Source organism: Pseudomonas entomophila L48, assembly GCF_000026105.1.
GTDB classification, from domain to species: domain Bacteria; phylum Pseudomonadota; class Gammaproteobacteria; order Pseudomonadales; family Pseudomonadaceae; genus Aquipseudomonas; species Aquipseudomonas entomophila.
On sequence record NC_008027.1, the window covers coordinates 775,875 to 791,112 of the forward strand.

A 15,238-nucleotide genomic window follows, 5' to 3' on the forward strand; every position below is an offset into this window, starting at 1 on the left:
GTACCAAGGGGGCGGACAGGGATGATCAGAGCATCGAGAATTTTTGCAGTAAGCATGCTGGCGCTGGCGGTAACGGGGTGCGCGGTCAAGACCCAGCCCATCGACCGCAGCGTCAGCGAACAGCGGGCCCGGGCGGACCTGGCCAACATGTTCAAGGGCCAGGAGGCGCTGCACGGCCCGCTGACCCTGCACCAGGCCATGGCCCGGGCGGTGAAGTACAACCTGGAGGCACGCCTGAAGGTCATGGAGGAAGCCCTGGCCCAGCGCCAGGTGGACCTGGCCACCTTCGACATGCTGCCACGCATGGCGCTGTCGGCCGGTTACGCCGGGCGCAGCAACGTCAGCGCCTCGAGCAGCCGCAGCGTGCTGACCAACACGCAGTCCCTGGAACCTTCGACCTCCCAGGACCGCGACCGCGATGTCGCCGACCTGACCATGGTGTGGAACGTGCTCGACTTTGGTGTCAGCTACGTCAGCGCAAAGCAGCAGGGCGACCAGCGCCTGATCGTCCAGGAGCGCCGGCGCAAGGTGGTGCAGACCATCATCCAGGACGTGCGCTCGGCCTACTGGCGCGCAGTGGCCGCCGAACGCCTGCTCAAGCAGATCGACACCCTGATGGCCCGGGTCGAGCAAGCCCGCGACAACAGCCAACGCCTGGGCGACCAGCGCATCGGCGACCCGATCCAGGCGCTGAGCTACCAGCGCGCCCTGATCGAAGCCACCCGCCAGCTGGAAGAACAACGCCGCGCCCTGTCCCTGGCCAAGACCGAGCTGGGCGCGCTGATCAACCTGCCGCCCGGCACCGAGCTGACCCTGGCCGCCACCGACGACTACAGCGTGCCCGAGCTCAAGGTCGGGTTGGAGACGCTGGAGCAGCACGCCCTGGCCACCCGTCCCGAGTTGCGCGAGCAGGACTACCAGGCGCGCATCAGCGCCGCCGAAGTGCGCAAGTCGATGCTGCGCATGCTGCCGGGCCTCGAGTTCTCGGCCGGCGGGCACTACGACAGCAACAGCTTCCTGATCAACCAGCACTGGGCCGACTACGGCGTGAAAGTGACCTGGAACCTGTTCAACGTGCTCTCGGGCCCGGCCTCCATCGACGTGGCCAAGGCTGGCGAGCAAGTGGTCGAGGCGCGCCGCCAGGCCATGTCCATGGCCATCCTGGCCCAGCTGTACGTGGCCAACGCCAACTACAGCGAAGCCCGCCGCCAGTTCGCCACCAGCCAGCAACTGGTGGCGCTGGACCAGCAGATCGTCGAGCAGTTGCGCAACCGCCACCAGGCGCAAGGTATCGGTGAACTGGAACTGATCCAGGGCGAACTGAACGCCCTGCAGGCCGACCTGCGCCGCGACCTGGCCTACGCCGAGCTGCGCAACAGCTACGGCCAGGTATTCGCCAGCGCCGGCCTCGACCCGCTGCCGCAAACCCTGCCCTCCAACGAACTGAGCGACATCGCCCAGGCCCTGGGCAACAACGAAGCGCGCTGGCAACGCGGCGACATCACCCCCGGTTCCTGAGGGCAAACCAACACAAACCTCTGTAGGAGCGGCTTCAGCCGCGATCACCCGCGAAGCGGGTGCCGGACACCGCGTTGTGTGCATCGCGGCTGAAGCCGCTCCTACAGGACCCCGCCAGCCTCAGGCCGGCACACCCACTAAAACCCGATCACCTCACAACACCCAACACATACTCCAGCAACTGCCCCACCGCCACCGGCAACGCCACCCGCCCGGTTTCCACCACCAACTCCGGCCCTTGCGGCGCCTCATACGGCGCATCGATCCCGGTAAACCCCGGCAATTCCCCCGCCCGCGCCCGCCGATACAACCCCTTGGGATCACGCGCCTCGCAAACGGCCAGGTCCGCCTTCACATGCACCTCGTGAAACCCCGCCCCGCAGGCCCGGCGCGCGGCGGCGCGGCCCTCGCGGTACGGCGAGATCAACGCCGCGATACAGATCAGCCCGGCATCGGCGAACAGCGCCGCCACCTCGCCCGTGCGGCGGATGTTTTCGTGACGGTCTTGCGGAGAAAAACCAAGGTCGGCGTTCAGGCCCGTGCGCAATACATCGCCATCGAGCACATAGCAGGCATGCCCCAGCTCGGTGAGCTGCCTGGCCAGGCCCTCGGCCAATGACGATTTACCCGCGCCCGAAAGCCCGGTAAGCCAGATGACTGCGCCACGTCGCTCGCTTCCTGCGTTGTGCACCTTGGAAACCTCCGAAGGGGGGAGCACTTGAGTGTAGTGCGCTCAATGGGCGGGAAACAGCAGGTGGGCAAGCCCCGGATCCGCCAGCATTCGCCCCGCGTCATGGCCGATGCCCGGCAGCACGAACTGCCGATGCTCGACCGGCGCCGCCCACTGCCGCGCCAGGAACGCTTCGTAGCGCAGGTAGGCGAGCTGCCGCTCGACGCGATCGCGCCCTTGGGCCTCGGCGCCGCAGCTGTGATCCATCACCCGGCTTTCGGGATGCCTGTCGCGCTCGCCGACCAGGTAGGTGACATCGCGCCCGGCATAACGCCGCCACACCTGCCGGGCATCCAGCCCTTGGGGGGTGAAGTACGGCGGCGCACCTTCCAGGCCATAGCGATAGCGGTCGTAGCCTGCGCACTGGCCAGCCGGCAAGGGCGCGAAACCCTCGCCTTGCGGGCGGTTGGCGTCCAGGTACAGGTAGCTGGACGGGCTGGCGACGAAGTAGCGCACGCGCAGTGCACCCGGGGCGCCCTTGCCCAGCAACGTATAGCGTTGCAGCAACTGGCCGCCGGCCGAGTGCCCGAACAGCACGACCTCTTTCAGGCGTGGGAAACGCTCGCGGTCCGCAAGGTAGATCAACAGGTCGTCGAGCACGGTGAACGCCGCTATGCCCTCGCGCCCTCCGCTCGACGCCGTGCCGTGCATCCACTTGTCCTTCGGCCACAACGGCTGCAAATCGGTTGCTTGGGGATCGCTGGCGGTCAGGAAGTTAGGTGCCATGAGCAGCGTGTCGCGCTGCCCGAGCCCGGCGTTGCCCAGCAGGGACAGGCCGCCGCGATAGTAGTCACCGGCATCGCGCCGCACGCCATGCAGCACGATCACCGCGCGCTCAACTGAAAGCCGCGAGTCGAGTGCCGCATTGGCGTAGACGGTGAAGTCGTAGGGCTCGCCCTGGCCCAGCTTTACCCGCTGCGGCGCGTCATCGGCCCAGGCGGGCAAGGCCAGCCAGATGAGCAGGGCGAGCAGCCACCGCCAGCCAGGACGGGTTTCATTCGACACCTCGGCGCACTCCCTCGATGTAGCGCATTACAGCCGGCGATTTCTCAAAGCGCCGATGCACCAGGCTCAGCCATGAACTCGCCTGGCTGTCGGCAATGTTCCGGTAGTTGACCTGCGGCAGGCTGATCCGCTGCACCACCGACGCCGGCACCACCGCCACGCCCTGGCCCAGCGACACCAGGGTGAGCACCGCCACCAGGCTGCCCGGCTGCGGCCCCAGGCGCGGCGCGAAGCCGCCCAGCTGGGCGATCGCCAGGGTGCCGGAGATCTGCTCCGGCAGGATGAAGGTTTCCTCAGCCAGGCGCGCGGCGTGAAGCGTCTTCAGCTCGTTGAGCCGTGAACTGGCCGGCAGCGCCAGCACGAAGCCTTCCTCGTGCAGGGCGATGGCCGCCAGGGCGTCCGGCAGCTCCATGGGCGAGCGCAGGTAGGCCAGGTCGAGCTGCCCCTCATCGACCAGGGCCGGCAGCGCAAGCATCGGCACTTCACGAATGTTCAGGCACACCTCGGGGTAGCCCTCGGCGAACTGGCTCACCTGCTGTTGCAGGATGCCCGAGTAGGCCGCGGAGGCCACGTAGCCCAGCTCGATCCGCCCACTCTCACCCCGCCCGGCGCGCCGCGCCCCCAGCTGCGCGGCATCGAACTGCCGCACAGCGTGCTCGGCCTCCACACGCAAAGCCTCCCCGGCTGCGGTCAGTTGCACCTCACGCTGGCTGCGCTGGAACAGCAGCACCCCCAGCTCGGCCTCCATGTCCTGAATCTGCCGCGTCAGCGTCGGCGGGGCGATGCCCAACTGCTCGGCGGCGCGGGTGAAATGACCGTGCTGGGCCACGGCGAGGAAGTAGCGAAAGTGACGGATCTCCATGGGGCCTCGTTAGCCTGCGGCTAATGACGCCGAACGCGCAAGCTAACAAGCCCGGCCCCCGGCAGCGGTAAGGTGAGAACAACACTACAAGGCTGGCACCGTGACCGCAAAGCCGCCCCTACACAAAACCTGTAGGAGCCGGCTTGCCGGCGAAAGGCTTCACCCCGCCCACGCAGACCAGCCATCCAGCGGAGCCTTGCCATGTCCACCACCAGCGCCTCGGCGCGTTTCACCCTGTTCACGGCTTCGGCCGTGTGCGCCCTGATCATCCTCGACACCAACATCGTCGCCGTCAGCCTGCCGAGCATCGCCCGCGACCTGTCCGGCTCGTTCGCCGACATCGAATGGGTGGTCAGTGCCTACCTGCTCGCCTTCGCCGCCTGCCTGCTGCCCGCCGGCAGCCTCGCCGATCGCTTTGGCCGCCGGCGCATGCTGCTGCTCGGGCTGGGGCTGTTTGGTGCTGCCTCGCTGGCATGCGGCGCTGCGCCGGACTTGCTGTTCCTCAACCTCGCCCGTGCGGCAAAAGGCGTCGGTGCGGCGCTGCTGCTCACCGCCGCATTGGCCGCCATCGGGCATCGCTTCCACGAGCCCGAGGAGCGCTTGCGTGCCTGGGCCTTCTGGGGCGCCTGCATGGGCGCGACCATTACCTTTGCGCCGCTGCTCGGTGGCCTGATCGCCAGTACGCTTGGGTGGCGGTGGATCTTCTACATCAACCTGCCGCTGGTGGTCGTGCTGGCGCTGATGGTACTGCGTAGCGTGGAAGAGTCCCGTGACACCGCCGCCGCCCGGCTCGATCCCTTCGGCAGCCTCACCTTCGCCGGCAGCCTGGGTTACCTGATCTGGGCGTTGATCGATGCCAACCGCGTGGGATGGGACAGTGCGCCTACCTTGGGGCGGTTGGTGATTGCGGCATTCCTGTTCGGGGTGTTCGTGATGGTCGAGCGCAGCCAGGCGCGGCCGATGATCGACCTGGCGCTGATGCGCAGCGGACGGTTCATTGGGGCCTTGCTGGGGATGTTTGCCTATGCCGCGTGTGCCCAGGTGATGATGACCTTGTTGCCGCTGTACCTGCAGAACGGGTTGCAGCTGTCGGCGCTGGCGGCGGGGGCGGGGATGTTGCCGTTTGCGCTGGCGATGTTGCTGACACCGCGGGTGGGGATGCGCTTGGCCAAGCGGTTGAGTGCGGCGCAGGTGTTTGCGTTGGGGTTGGTGTTGGTGGGGGTGGGGAACCTGGCTTGCGCCTGGGCGGTGGGGCACGGTGGTTATGGCGCCTTTGCCCTGGCCAGCCTGGTGCTTGGCGCGGGGGCAGGGCTGCTTAATGGGGATACGCAGAAGAACATCATGGCGTGCGTGCCGCGTGAGCGGACGGGTATGGCTTCGGGGTTGAGTACTACCACGCGGTTTACGGCGATTGTGTTGGCGATTGGGGTGCTTGGGGGGATTCTGGCGGGGCGGAGTGCGCAACTGCTGCGTGAGGCGATGGTTGGGGGGGCGCCTGAGGCGCTAGATAAGGTGGGGGAGATGGCTACGCGGGTGGCGGCGGGGGATTTGCAGGCGGCGTTGGGGGGGCTGGAGCCGGGGTTGCGTGGGGTGGTGGCACCGTTGGCGCAGCAGGCTTTTGTTGGTGGGTTTGAGGTGGTGTTGCAGGTTGCGGGGGGGATGGCGTTGGTGTTTGCGGTGGTGGTTGGGGGGCTGCTGGGGAGGCCGTTGCCGCAGACTGAAAGGCAGATCGTTCGGGTATAAAAAAGCAATTGGTTGCCCCAATGCCTTTACACAGTTTGGGAGGGCAATTTGAGAAAAATACCTATCTATTTGAAAACATAGGGAATAGCGCCGCTACAGATTTTTCGTGGAGTATCGCTTGGAATACTGGCTGCCTAGAAATGCCGACGACGGAATTTTTGACGGTCTCTTAACTGGTAAGCTAATCCCTCAAGGCGATTTTCCAATTGCTACGGCCAAAAGAGGTGATAGATTCCGAACTGCTCATCCAGTAGATGAGGAGCATTGTCGCTTTCAGTGGCATGTCGCCGTCTCCTTCCTTACGGGCGAAAAGTCATACCGCGTGAGAAGGAAATTCTCGGTGCTCGCTTTGAAAAGATTGTCAAGGCACCGCTAGATCTCGACGGGCAGTTTCGCCAAGAAATGGAAATGCTCGTTAAAGCGCGCAGGTAGCTACAGAATGCTTCTGGGTGGTAAAGCTGACCCTTTTCCAGGCAACGATGGGATGGATGCTTAGAGGGTTGGAGGGTAAAGTACCCCGTTTGAATGCCGTCCCTTGGAACCCGTCCATGCCGCTTCTTTCTTGGTTCAACCGTGACGCTGACCTCACGCGAGCCGCTCTGGCTCCATATCGCCTGCTGATGCCCAATGCTGACCTTTCGCATGGCGAGGCTGACTCCCCCAACATGCTCATTCAGGGCGACAACCTCGATGCTTTGAAAGCTCTGCTGCCTTACTACGCAGGGCAGGTGAAATGTGTCTTCATCGACCCACCCTACAACACTAAGTCCGCTTTCGAGCAGTATGACGACAACCTTGAGCACTCTCAGTGGCTGTCGATGATGTATCCACGATTGGAGCTGATACGTGAGCTGCTGGCCCCGGATGGCTCCCTCTGGGTCACCTTGGATGACAATGAGGCGCATTACTTCAAGGTGATCTGCGACGAGATTTTTGGAAGGCCCAATTTTATCGCCTCCGTCATCTGGCAGAAAATCTACTCCCCGAAGAATTCGGCTCGTCATTTTTCGGTCGATCACGACTACATTTTTGTTTACGCCAAAAACGCTGAGAAATGGGTTCCCAACCCGATGCCTCGGACTGAAAAACAGGACAAAGCCTATCGGAACCCCGACAACGATCCAAGGGGGCCGTGGAAGGCAGGGGATCTGTCAGCACGCAACTATTACGGTGCTGGTGTATACCCTATTACAACCCCTTCGGGTCGTGTCATTTCCGGCCCACCTAACGGCATGTACTGGCGTGTGTCCGAGGACAAGCTTCGTCAATTGGATGAGGACAATCGAATCTGGTGGGGCAAAGATGGCGGTAATGTGCCGGCTATCAAACGCTTCCTCTCTGAGGTGAAGCAAGGCCGAGTGCCTCAGACCTTCTGGCCTTATGAGGAAGTGGGTCATACGCAGGATGCGAAGAAAGAGGTAGTTGCGATATTTGGTGACGAGAATTTCGCTACTCCCAAGCCGGAAGCGCTGATGAAGCGCATTCTTGAAGTGGCTACTAATCCTGGAGATCTTGTATTAGACAGCTTCCTTGGGTCGGGAACGACCATTGCGGTAGCTCACAAGATGGGGCGGCAGTGGATAGGGATCGAAGTAGGTGCCCACGCCGAGAGCCATTGTCAGCCTCGTCTAGCGAGAGTCGTGGACGGTGAGCAGGGTGGTGTGTCCAAAAGCTTGAATTGGACCGGCGGTGGCGGGTTCAGGTATTACACGCTCGGTGTTCCTGTATTCGATGAATCTGGTCACATCCGTGATGGTATTTCTTTTGAACAGCTCGCCGCTCACGTCTGGTTTGCTGAAACGGGCACGGCCAGATCCGCACACGCTGACAAGTCGTCGCTTTTGGGCATCCACCTCGGTACTGCTTACTATCTGCTTTTTAATGGGATTCTCGGTGATTTGACGAATACTGGTGGGAATGTTTTAACAAAGAGGGTTTACAGGGCACTGCCTGAATTTGACGGGCAGAAGGTGGTTTATGGCGAGGCCTGTGCGCTGGCTCCTGAACTGCTGCAGGAATTAAAAATTACCTTCCGCCAAACACCTTACGACATTAGGGCACGTTGAGAATGGCTCATACACTCAAACTCTATCAAAGCCGTGCGCTGGGCAGCTTAGAAAAATACCTCGATGCTTCTCGGCTGGATGGCCCTGAAAAAGCATTTGAGGACAACGTAGACGTTGGCTTGCTCAGCGAATACAAGAAAATGCCGGGCATGCCTTTGGTTCCCTACGTATGTCTGCGTATTCCAACGGGCGGCGGCAAAACGATCCTCGGCGCACATATTATTCGCATCTGTGGTGCCTCATATCTCGAGCGCCAATTTCCTTTGGTCATGTGGATGGTGCCCACCACTCAGATCAAAATGCAGACCCTCGAAGCCTTCCAGAACCCTCGCCACCCCTATCGACAGGAATTGGATGATGCGTTCAACGGTCAGGTAGCTATTTTTGATGTTGTTGATTTTTCTCAGATTCGCCCAGCGGACTTGATAACGAAGGTCTGTGTGGTGATCTCAACTGTTGCTGCACTGCGTGTGGATAAGGAAGAGGGCAGGAAGGTATACGAGCATCATGAGGATCTTGAGGCTCATTTCAGTAGCGTCTCGAAGGAGCTAAGTTACCTTGAAAGAGGGGGGGGCGGTAAAGCTGTTGCGTCATTTGCCAACCTTCTTAAGCTTCATGGTCCATTGGTGATAATGGATGAAGCGCATAATGCTACAACGCCACTATCCTATGCGGTGTATGAGCGTCTTGGGCCGAAGGCTGTCGTTGAGTTGACTGCTACGCCTGATATTTCCAGTTCGAACGTACTGGTGAGCGTTTCCGCCTTCGAACTGAAGGCGGAGAACATGATTAAATTTCCGGTCGTGCTAAAAGAGCATAATGGGGAGTGGCAGGTCGCTGTCAGCAGTGCCGTGGCAAGACGAAAATCGCTTGCGAAGACTGCATTGGGAGAGGCTGAGTACATTCGGCCAATTCTGCTCATTCAAGCAGAGAACGCGAAGAGTGAGGCCACTGTCGAGGAAGTAAAAAGGCATCTTATAGATACCGATAACGTTGATGAAAAGGCTATCGCAATTGCGACTGGCACGCAGCGGGAAATTGATGGTGTAGATCTTTTTGCTAAGGACTGCCCCATTGAAGTCATTATCACCAAGCAAGCCCTGAAAGAGGGCTGGGACTGCTCTTTCGCATATGTTTTCTGTTCTGTCGCTCAGGTGAAGTCAGACAAAGACATTCAGCAGTTGCTTGGTCGTGTGCTGCGAATGCCTTACGCCGTTCCAAGGCGGCAGGAGGAGATGAGCAAAGCATACGCTCACGTGACCACTGACAGCTTTGGACGAGCTGCTGGGGAGCTTACCCAATCGCTCATCAACATCGGCTTCAACCCGATGGAAGCTGCTGTCGCAATCCGCAAGGAGAAGGCACCTGAGTTAGACCTTCAAGGTGGCTCGATTGGAATGCCGGAGTTGCCGGTAATTAAGCTGATTTTGCCAAAAGTGCCCGACTTTTCCAAAATTCCCGAGCGAGATCAGCAGCGTGTTCAATTCGTACTGAATGCTGATGGTTTAGGCGGGACAGTCGAAGTTATAGATGCGATCGATCAAATCACGATTGATGCGATTGTTTCCACAGTGTCTGGTAAGGTTGCAAAAGAAGCTGTTGCTGCTGAGGTTGAACGTCACCAACAGGCAACCATTGCGGCCAAAGCACCCAGCGAGCGGAATGTGGTTTTCCAAGTCCCACGCCTTTGCGTTATGGAGCAAGGTGAGCTTGAGCTTGTAGATCGAGGCGCTGTGTCGGCCACATTCAGCTGGGATCTACTATCCACGCCACCTGATCTTTCGTCATTTAGATTCGACGAGGCCAGTATGACGTTCGAGGTCTACCTCGATGATAAAACTGTCCAATTCCAGAACATTAAAGACGATGTACATACCTACCTGCCGGGCTTTGCTCAGGACCGGACTGCTGCCGATCTCATTGGTTGGCTCGATCAAGAGATTCGTGAGCCTTCCATCAAGCAGCCTGTGCTGCGTGAGTGGTTGCGCCGTGCTGTTACCAGCTTGCTGGAGGAACGCGGCTTCTCGCTTTCCCAGCTCTTGAAAGGCCAATTCATCCTCCGACGAAAGCTCGGGGAGCAGCTTATGCTCGTGAAGAAACAGGCTTACGACGCTGGGTTTCAACAAGCATTATTCAGTGCGGACGCTGATTTAGTCACGTATGACGGTCCCGGCTGTGCCTTTACTTACCCGCAAGACATGGCTCTTTACCCGGCAACCTCGTATTACCAAGGCTCGTACCGTTTCAAGAAGCATTACTACCCATTCCCCGGTGTTTTGCCCTGGAAAACGCCGAAGGGTGTAATCAGTGAAGAGTTCGAATGTGCTCAGGCCATCGATCTACTTGATCAAGTGGACTTTTGGGTCCGTAATCTCGTTCACTCGACTCAGTTCTGGATGCCCACCTCGACTCAACGGACCTATCCTGACTTTGTGATTAAGCTCAAAGACAGCAGACTGCTCATTGTGGAGTACAAGGGCGGCGACCGTGTGAGCAACGATAACAGCAAGGAAAAACGCTTGATCGGTGAGCTATGGGCTAAGAAGTCTGCGGGGAAGGGATTGTATTTGATGGCTCAAAAGAAGGACGATCAAGGCCGTGGCGTTCGTGAGCAGTTGCTTGCGGTCATTGAAAATTCTTGATCGTCATGCCCGGCTACGTAGCCGGGCTTTTTGAGCTGCCTCTGGTTTGCAACTCCATCATGAGCCTATAGCTATCCAACTTTACTTGCCGTGCTTTCCATTCACACAAACGATCATCGCTGCTACAGTCTTACTTCGATTCTGAGGAAGCAAAGAGTATCACATGCCCGCGATGTGGATGATTCGAGGTGATGGTGGCCGTCTCTATGACGACTTCAGGGATCGCAGTCTTGCTGCCATCGGGTGGGCTCAGCTAGCGCTTGAGGCCAAGCCCGGTGTTTCCAGGAAGGCGTTGATCCAAGCCTATAAAGACCTTCAACCAGGAATAAAGGACGCGAGTGCCGTAGCGGGGGCGTCGCAGGTCTTCCGTTTCGTTAACGAAGTCAACATTGGTGATACGGTCGTTACCTATTCTCCTGCAAACCGGACCTACCTGGTAGGTCGCTTCACTGGAACGTGTCTGCTCCGCCCTGATCTGGCAGATGATGGTATGTCTTTGACCCGACCTGTTGAGTGGTACACGCAGGAGGTTGATCGCGACAAGCTAACAGGTGCCAGCAGAAACAGCCTGGGGTCTACGCTAACCGTATTTAAAGTTTCTGAGGATGCTCAGAAAGAGCTACTTGCCCTCGCTACTGGAAAAAGCGTCTCCAGACCACCGAAAGACTTGATTGAAGATTCCGACGTGCTGGAAGACCCGTTGAAGGGGGTTCAGGAAATTGCGTTTGAGCGGATCAAAGACCAAATCAACAGCTTGGACTGGGCTGAGATGCAGGAGCTGGTGGCCGGAATCTTACGAGCAATGGGCTACAAGACACTGGTGTCTCCGGCCGGCGCTGATCGTGGCAAAGACATCATTGCGTCACCCGATGGTTTCGGATTTGAGCCGCCGCGCATCGTTGTGGAGGTTAAGCACCGGAATGCCCGGATGGGAAGTAACGAGATCCGTAGCTTTCTCGGCGGGAGGCACAAGGATGATCGAGGGTTGTACGTGAGTACTGGCGGATTCACGAAAGAGGCGTTGTATGAGGGTGAGCGAGCCAATGTGCATCTGACAATGTGGACGCTGGATGAGCTGGCTCGGACGCTGATGGCGCATTACCCAGCCACCGATCCAGAGACGAAGCGGTTGGTACCGTTGACTTACTTCTACATGCCTGCGTGAAACGTGCTCTCACCGCATCCCTGGCACAAAAAAAGACGCTCGAGGACGTCTTCTTTAGAGTTTGGTGGAGCCGGGGGGAGGCAAAACCATCAATTAATACAAAATTAAATTCTTATAAATCAATAGGTTATATCATTGGTGGTTGAGGATTCGCCACCCATGCCCTGTGAATTCTGCTGCCCTGACGCTTCGCGAAAAGATAGCAGGATTATCAACTAAATCTAAGGAAAGGAAGGGATTCAGAGCTGGGAATGGATCATATTCGCGAGAGATAGCTCTGATGTACCTCTCAGGCTTCGTGATCGTGTCCCGGGAAGTGGTGTAACTGAAGCAGCCGAAAGCTAACATTCGCTTGCGGTAGCTGCTTTCCAGACGCGGGCGGTCAAATTTACTCGTTCTCATGAGCATGCACTCGCAACTCAAAAAATGAATAGATACGAGCATACGAGCTATGATTTTTCTAACTATTAAGCTAAATTTTGATCAAGAAATAGTGCGAATTTTAGGGCGGCAAAGGAGAAGGTGATTATGGCTGGGAGCGACATCGTAGTGGTCATACCTGAAGGGCAGGCTGATATGACGCCCATAATTCAACGTTGCCTTATGTCTGTTAGAGAGGAGCTAAGAGATAACCCTTATATTGTTGAGGCGATCAAGGTTCTTCAGGTCGGAGGTTATAGAAGCTCAATCGGGTCTTTTTGGAATGCTGTAGTAGACGATTTGCGAAACAAAATTATGTTTCGGAGCGTAAAGCTATTTAACCAGTCTATAGAAACCGGTAGGAAGGTTGAGACGTATGAAGATTTTCAAAACTATGTAAATGATGACCAATTGATAGAAGGTGCGTACAAAATTGGTGTTGTCGGGTGGGAGGCGAGTAAGGTTCTCCGCCATGCTAAGGAAACAAGGCATATATTCTCAGGGCATCCAAAAAGTAGCGATCCTTCTATAATAAAAGTCCTCTCAATGATGGATGATTGTATAAAGTATGTTTTGAATGCGGAGTATCCAGCGCAGATAATTGATGTTAATGACTATGTTGCAAATTTGTCTGAGTCTAATTTTGACCGAAACACAGTTGCGATTGAAAGCGCGCTGGGTGATCTCCCTGAGGTATATAAAAATGAACTGGCGAACAGGCTGTTTACTTCTTATATCCATCCTCAGTCTACAAGTGTTCTTAGATCGAATATCGAGTTCGTAGCCCCTATTTTGTGGAGAGTTCTGCCTAAAGATATACGGTTGCAAGTGGCTCGGAGAGTTGACCAGGAGATACAAAAAGCCCAGGTAGATGTTACTCAGGCTGCCTTTGCTTTCATCGGTCTCGTGAAAAGTCAAAGTTATTTGTCTGTAGTTGCAAGGAGGTATCAAATTACTCCTTTGGTTCAAGCTCTTACAGTGGCGCTTGACGATTTCCCTCGGGAAAACGACGCGGTGAAAAATCTAGTTCCTTACGCTAGCTTGGTTCCGGAAGAACTGCTCGCAGAGTACGTTGCAGGGTTAACGAAGACATATGTTGGGCGAATGGGGTCTAGTGCACGTTATCAGAGAACAGATTTTTTCGCAGATGCTGCTGCAATTTACATTCCTGATATGTTTAAGTTGTTTGATGATCATGCTGCAAACTATTTTGTCGAGATAGTAAAGCAAAGTGAATTGTTAAAGAGACGAATTGAGGCTCCTGCCAAGCTTAGGAGGCTTAGAGTTCTGGCGAACATAGTCGCCGAGAAAATATCAAGCACTTTTCAGGAGCGACCTTTCATTGAGGCGTTATGCTCGGAAAGTAGAGAGGGAGAGTTTTTTGCGATGTTGCGCCAAAAAAATTAACTTCAATGTTGCATGCGATTGCTATGGGCCCAGTACTATCGTTCGCGAACGTTAGTGCTGGGTCCATAGCGGCCGATCATAACCGACTACTTTCGACTCTTGAAGCGCAAGCAAGAGTTCGCTCACCAAAAAGTTTTGGGCTAATTTTGTAAGTCTTCTGAGAGAAACATGCCTTCCATTTCTAACAAGAGCATCTTGTCGAGGTAGTAGGCTATATTTTCAGCAGGAATGAAGTTAAGCAGACCTTCCGTGTCGCTTGCGAGTGTAACCATTCCTGCAAATTTCCACTCGTCATTTGTCTCCGCCATCACAAACGCCCCGCTCATTCCGCGAAACTTTCGAGGTCGTTTACCAAAGACTTTCACTCTTATAAGTCCGGGATATGAAGGCTCCGTCAGAACGCCATTCACGCACCAGATGACCGCTGAAAGAATGTTTTTGCCGTAGTCATACTCTCTGTCTTGGTCTGGATAGCCGATAATCCGGAAAATTTCGACTTCGCTCATCCGATCGGACTCGATGTAGTCTGTTGCGCGCACACATGCCAAGCCCGCAGCGAACAAGGCATCATGCTGTGATTCAGCGATACGCATGATGACAATATCGGAGCTAGGGTCTGGATCTAACTCGTCTTGAAAGACTGCGCGGCGGTCGAACTGGATTGAGATGGGGGCATTGCGAAGCAGAATGCGTAAGTCGTGATGCTGTGCCTGCTGACTATTCAGCACATGCTGCGCTGAGATGAGGAACAACTCGCCAGCATGCTCAAGCACAAATGCGGTGCCTACACCCTGCGGTTCAGAAAAAAATTCAGTTTCAGTCGCCAAGATGACAGGGTGCACCTGCCCCTCAAGCAGATCTCCAAACACTTTTAGCGTGATGAATTCCTGTTGCTGCATCCGAAACCTCTTGCATTGAGCAGCGATAATCGCCGCTACAGGTCTTTTGCGGGAGTCGTGGAGCACAATGCCGTTAGCTACTAGTCCCGCCATCGTACTGAGTTGGGCGGAAGCTTACGTTCTTCTTCCACCAGATAGCAAAACGCCCAAGGTTTCGGCACGTCCGGGATGGATCGGGCAGCTTAAAACCTTGGGCAGGATGTGCGAAGAATAGATTAAGCGGTAAGCCCGTAAACCATCACCGTAGCGGCAACTCTCCCGGGCCAACTTAAGCTCAATCCTCCTCCTTCATCGCCTCCAGCTTCCCAACCTGCTCACTGGCCAACCGGCTGATGATGCGGATCGCCTGGTGAATCCCCGCCGTGTTACGAAAGCTCAACTGCGGGTTGTGCTCGCACTCCAGCACCTCGTCATGCTGGACCAGCGCCTCACCGAGCAATTCGAGAGTCTAGACGTAGCTCTGGAGGGTAGACAGGCGTTCATGGTCAGTCATGGGGCACCTCCCGGTTGGCGCGGGTGGCGAAGGACTGGCTGTCGATCGGGTAAAAGGTTGGGGATAGGGTCGCCACGGGGGATGGCCGGCGGAGAGCGGATGCGAGGATCCTGTACAGATTTGCGAAATGCATGCATGAGGTCCTTTTCGGTTGAAGCACCACACCATCGTCGCCAAACGAATAGGGTGGCAGCTGTACGCAGGTTGGCGAACCGAGGAAAAGGAACCCGGCAGACCCGAAGGTCTCCCACGCACAGCCGCCATTACACGAAACTGCGGACACAAAAA

The 15,238-nt window shown here is 57.0% G+C and carries 11 protein-coding genes; 6 read left to right on the plus strand and 5 right to left on the minus strand.

Annotated elements, in window-relative coordinates; all coding sequences use genetic code 11:
- Positions 1-21 precede the first annotated feature (21 nt).
- Positions 22-1,518 carry a TolC family protein gene (locus tag PSEEN_RS03470; protein ID WP_011532102.1) on the plus strand — a complete coding sequence of 499 codons (1,497 nt, stop codon included), beginning with the start codon at positions 22-24 and terminating at the stop codon, positions 1,516-1,518.
- Positions 1,519-1,666: 148 nt separating this feature from the next.
- Here the strand turns inward: PSEEN_RS03470 and cysC are convergent, their stop codons facing one another.
- Genes cysC through PSEEN_RS03485 form a run of 3 tightly spaced genes read right to left on the minus strand, consistent with a single transcriptional unit; the run spans position 1,667 to position 4,115 of the window.
- Positions 1,667-2,209, minus strand: coding sequence for an adenylyl-sulfate kinase (cysC, locus tag PSEEN_RS03475; RefSeq protein WP_044488653.1), 543 nt, complete (start codon positions 2,207-2,209; stop codon positions 1,667-1,669).
- A gap of 42 nt (positions 2,210-2,251) precedes the next feature.
- Positions 2,252-3,253: a hypothetical protein gene (locus PSEEN_RS03480; protein ID WP_044487644.1), complete on the minus strand. Its 1,002-nt coding sequence runs from the start codon at positions 3,251-3,253 to the stop codon at positions 2,252-2,254.
- Positions 3,243-4,115: a LysR family transcriptional regulator gene (locus PSEEN_RS03485; protein ID WP_011532105.1), complete on the minus strand. Its 873-nt coding sequence runs from the start codon at positions 4,113-4,115 to the stop codon at positions 3,243-3,245. Before PSEEN_RS03485 ends, PSEEN_RS03480 begins: the two co-directional genes overlap by 11 nt.
- A 201-nt stretch (positions 4,116-4,316) precedes the next feature.
- Between PSEEN_RS03485 and PSEEN_RS03490 the strand changes: the two genes are divergently transcribed.
- From PSEEN_RS03490 to PSEEN_RS25930, 5 genes are all read left to right on the plus strand, one after another.
- On the plus strand, positions 4,317-5,858 hold the full coding sequence (locus PSEEN_RS03490) for an MFS transporter (RefSeq protein WP_011532106.1): 1,542 nt from the start codon (positions 4,317-4,319) through the stop codon (positions 5,856-5,858).
- A 548-nt stretch (positions 5,859-6,406) separates the two neighbouring features.
- Entirely contained in the window at positions 6,407-7,924 is a 1,518-nt protein-coding gene (locus tag PSEEN_RS03495) for a site-specific DNA-methyltransferase (RefSeq protein ID WP_011532107.1), read from the plus strand.
- A 2-nt stretch (positions 7,925-7,926) separates the two neighbouring features.
- Positions 7,927-10,566, plus strand: coding sequence for a DEAD/DEAH box helicase (locus tag PSEEN_RS03500; RefSeq protein ID WP_011532108.1), 2,640 nt, complete (start codon positions 7,927-7,929; stop codon positions 10,564-10,566).
- A gap of 163 nt (positions 10,567-10,729) precedes the next feature.
- A complete protein-coding gene (locus PSEEN_RS03505; RefSeq protein WP_011532109.1) occupies positions 10,730-11,731 on the plus strand; it encodes a restriction endonuclease in 1,002 nt (333 codons plus the stop codon).
- Positions 11,732-12,259: 528 nt separating this feature from the next.
- Positions 12,260-13,558 (plus strand): hypothetical protein, encoded by a 1,299-nt coding sequence (locus PSEEN_RS25930; RefSeq protein ID WP_083789146.1) that lies wholly within the window; start codon positions 12,260-12,262, stop codon positions 13,556-13,558.
- Between the two features lie 140 nt (positions 13,559-13,698).
- On the opposite strand, the gene PSEEN_RS03510 is transcribed toward PSEEN_RS25930, so the two are convergent.
- Complete coding sequence (locus PSEEN_RS03510) at positions 13,699-14,457, minus strand: hypothetical protein (RefSeq protein ID WP_011532111.1); 759 nt, start codon at positions 14,455-14,457, stop codon at positions 13,699-13,701.
- 274 nt (positions 14,458-14,731) lie between these two features.
- On the minus strand, positions 14,732-14,896 hold the full coding sequence (locus tag PSEEN_RS03515; RefSeq protein WP_231845292.1) for a hypothetical protein: 165 nt from the start codon (positions 14,894-14,896) through the stop codon (positions 14,732-14,734).
- Positions 14,897-15,238: the final 342 nt, after the last annotated feature.

Bases quoted from the DNA above. Each gene is read 5' to 3' on its own strand.
- PSEEN_RS03470 (WP_011532102.1), top strand. From the start codon at position 22: ATGATCAGAGCATCGAGAATTTTTGCAGTAAGCATGCTGGCGCTGGCG.
- PSEEN_RS03505 (WP_011532109.1), top strand. From the start codon at position 10,730: ATGCCCGCGATGTGGATGATTCGAGGTGATGGTGGCCGTCTCTATGAC.
- PSEEN_RS03495 (WP_011532107.1), top strand. From the start codon at position 6,407: ATGCCGCTTCTTTCTTGGTTCAACCGTGACGCTGACCTCACGCGAGCC.
- PSEEN_RS03510 (WP_011532111.1), bottom strand. From the start codon at position 14,457: ATGCAGCAACAGGAATTCATCACGCTAAAAGTGTTTGGAGATCTGCTT.
- PSEEN_RS03500 (WP_011532108.1), top strand. From the start codon at position 7,927: ATGGCTCATACACTCAAACTCTATCAAAGCCGTGCGCTGGGCAGCTTA.
- PSEEN_RS25930 (WP_083789146.1), top strand. From the start codon at position 12,260: ATGGCTGGGAGCGACATCGTAGTGGTCATACCTGAAGGGCAGGCTGAT.
- PSEEN_RS03485 (WP_011532105.1), bottom strand. From the start codon at position 4,115: ATGGAGATCCGTCACTTTCGCTACTTCCTCGCCGTGGCCCAGCACGGT.
- PSEEN_RS03490 (WP_011532106.1), top strand. From the start codon at position 4,317: ATGTCCACCACCAGCGCCTCGGCGCGTTTCACCCTGTTCACGGCTTCG.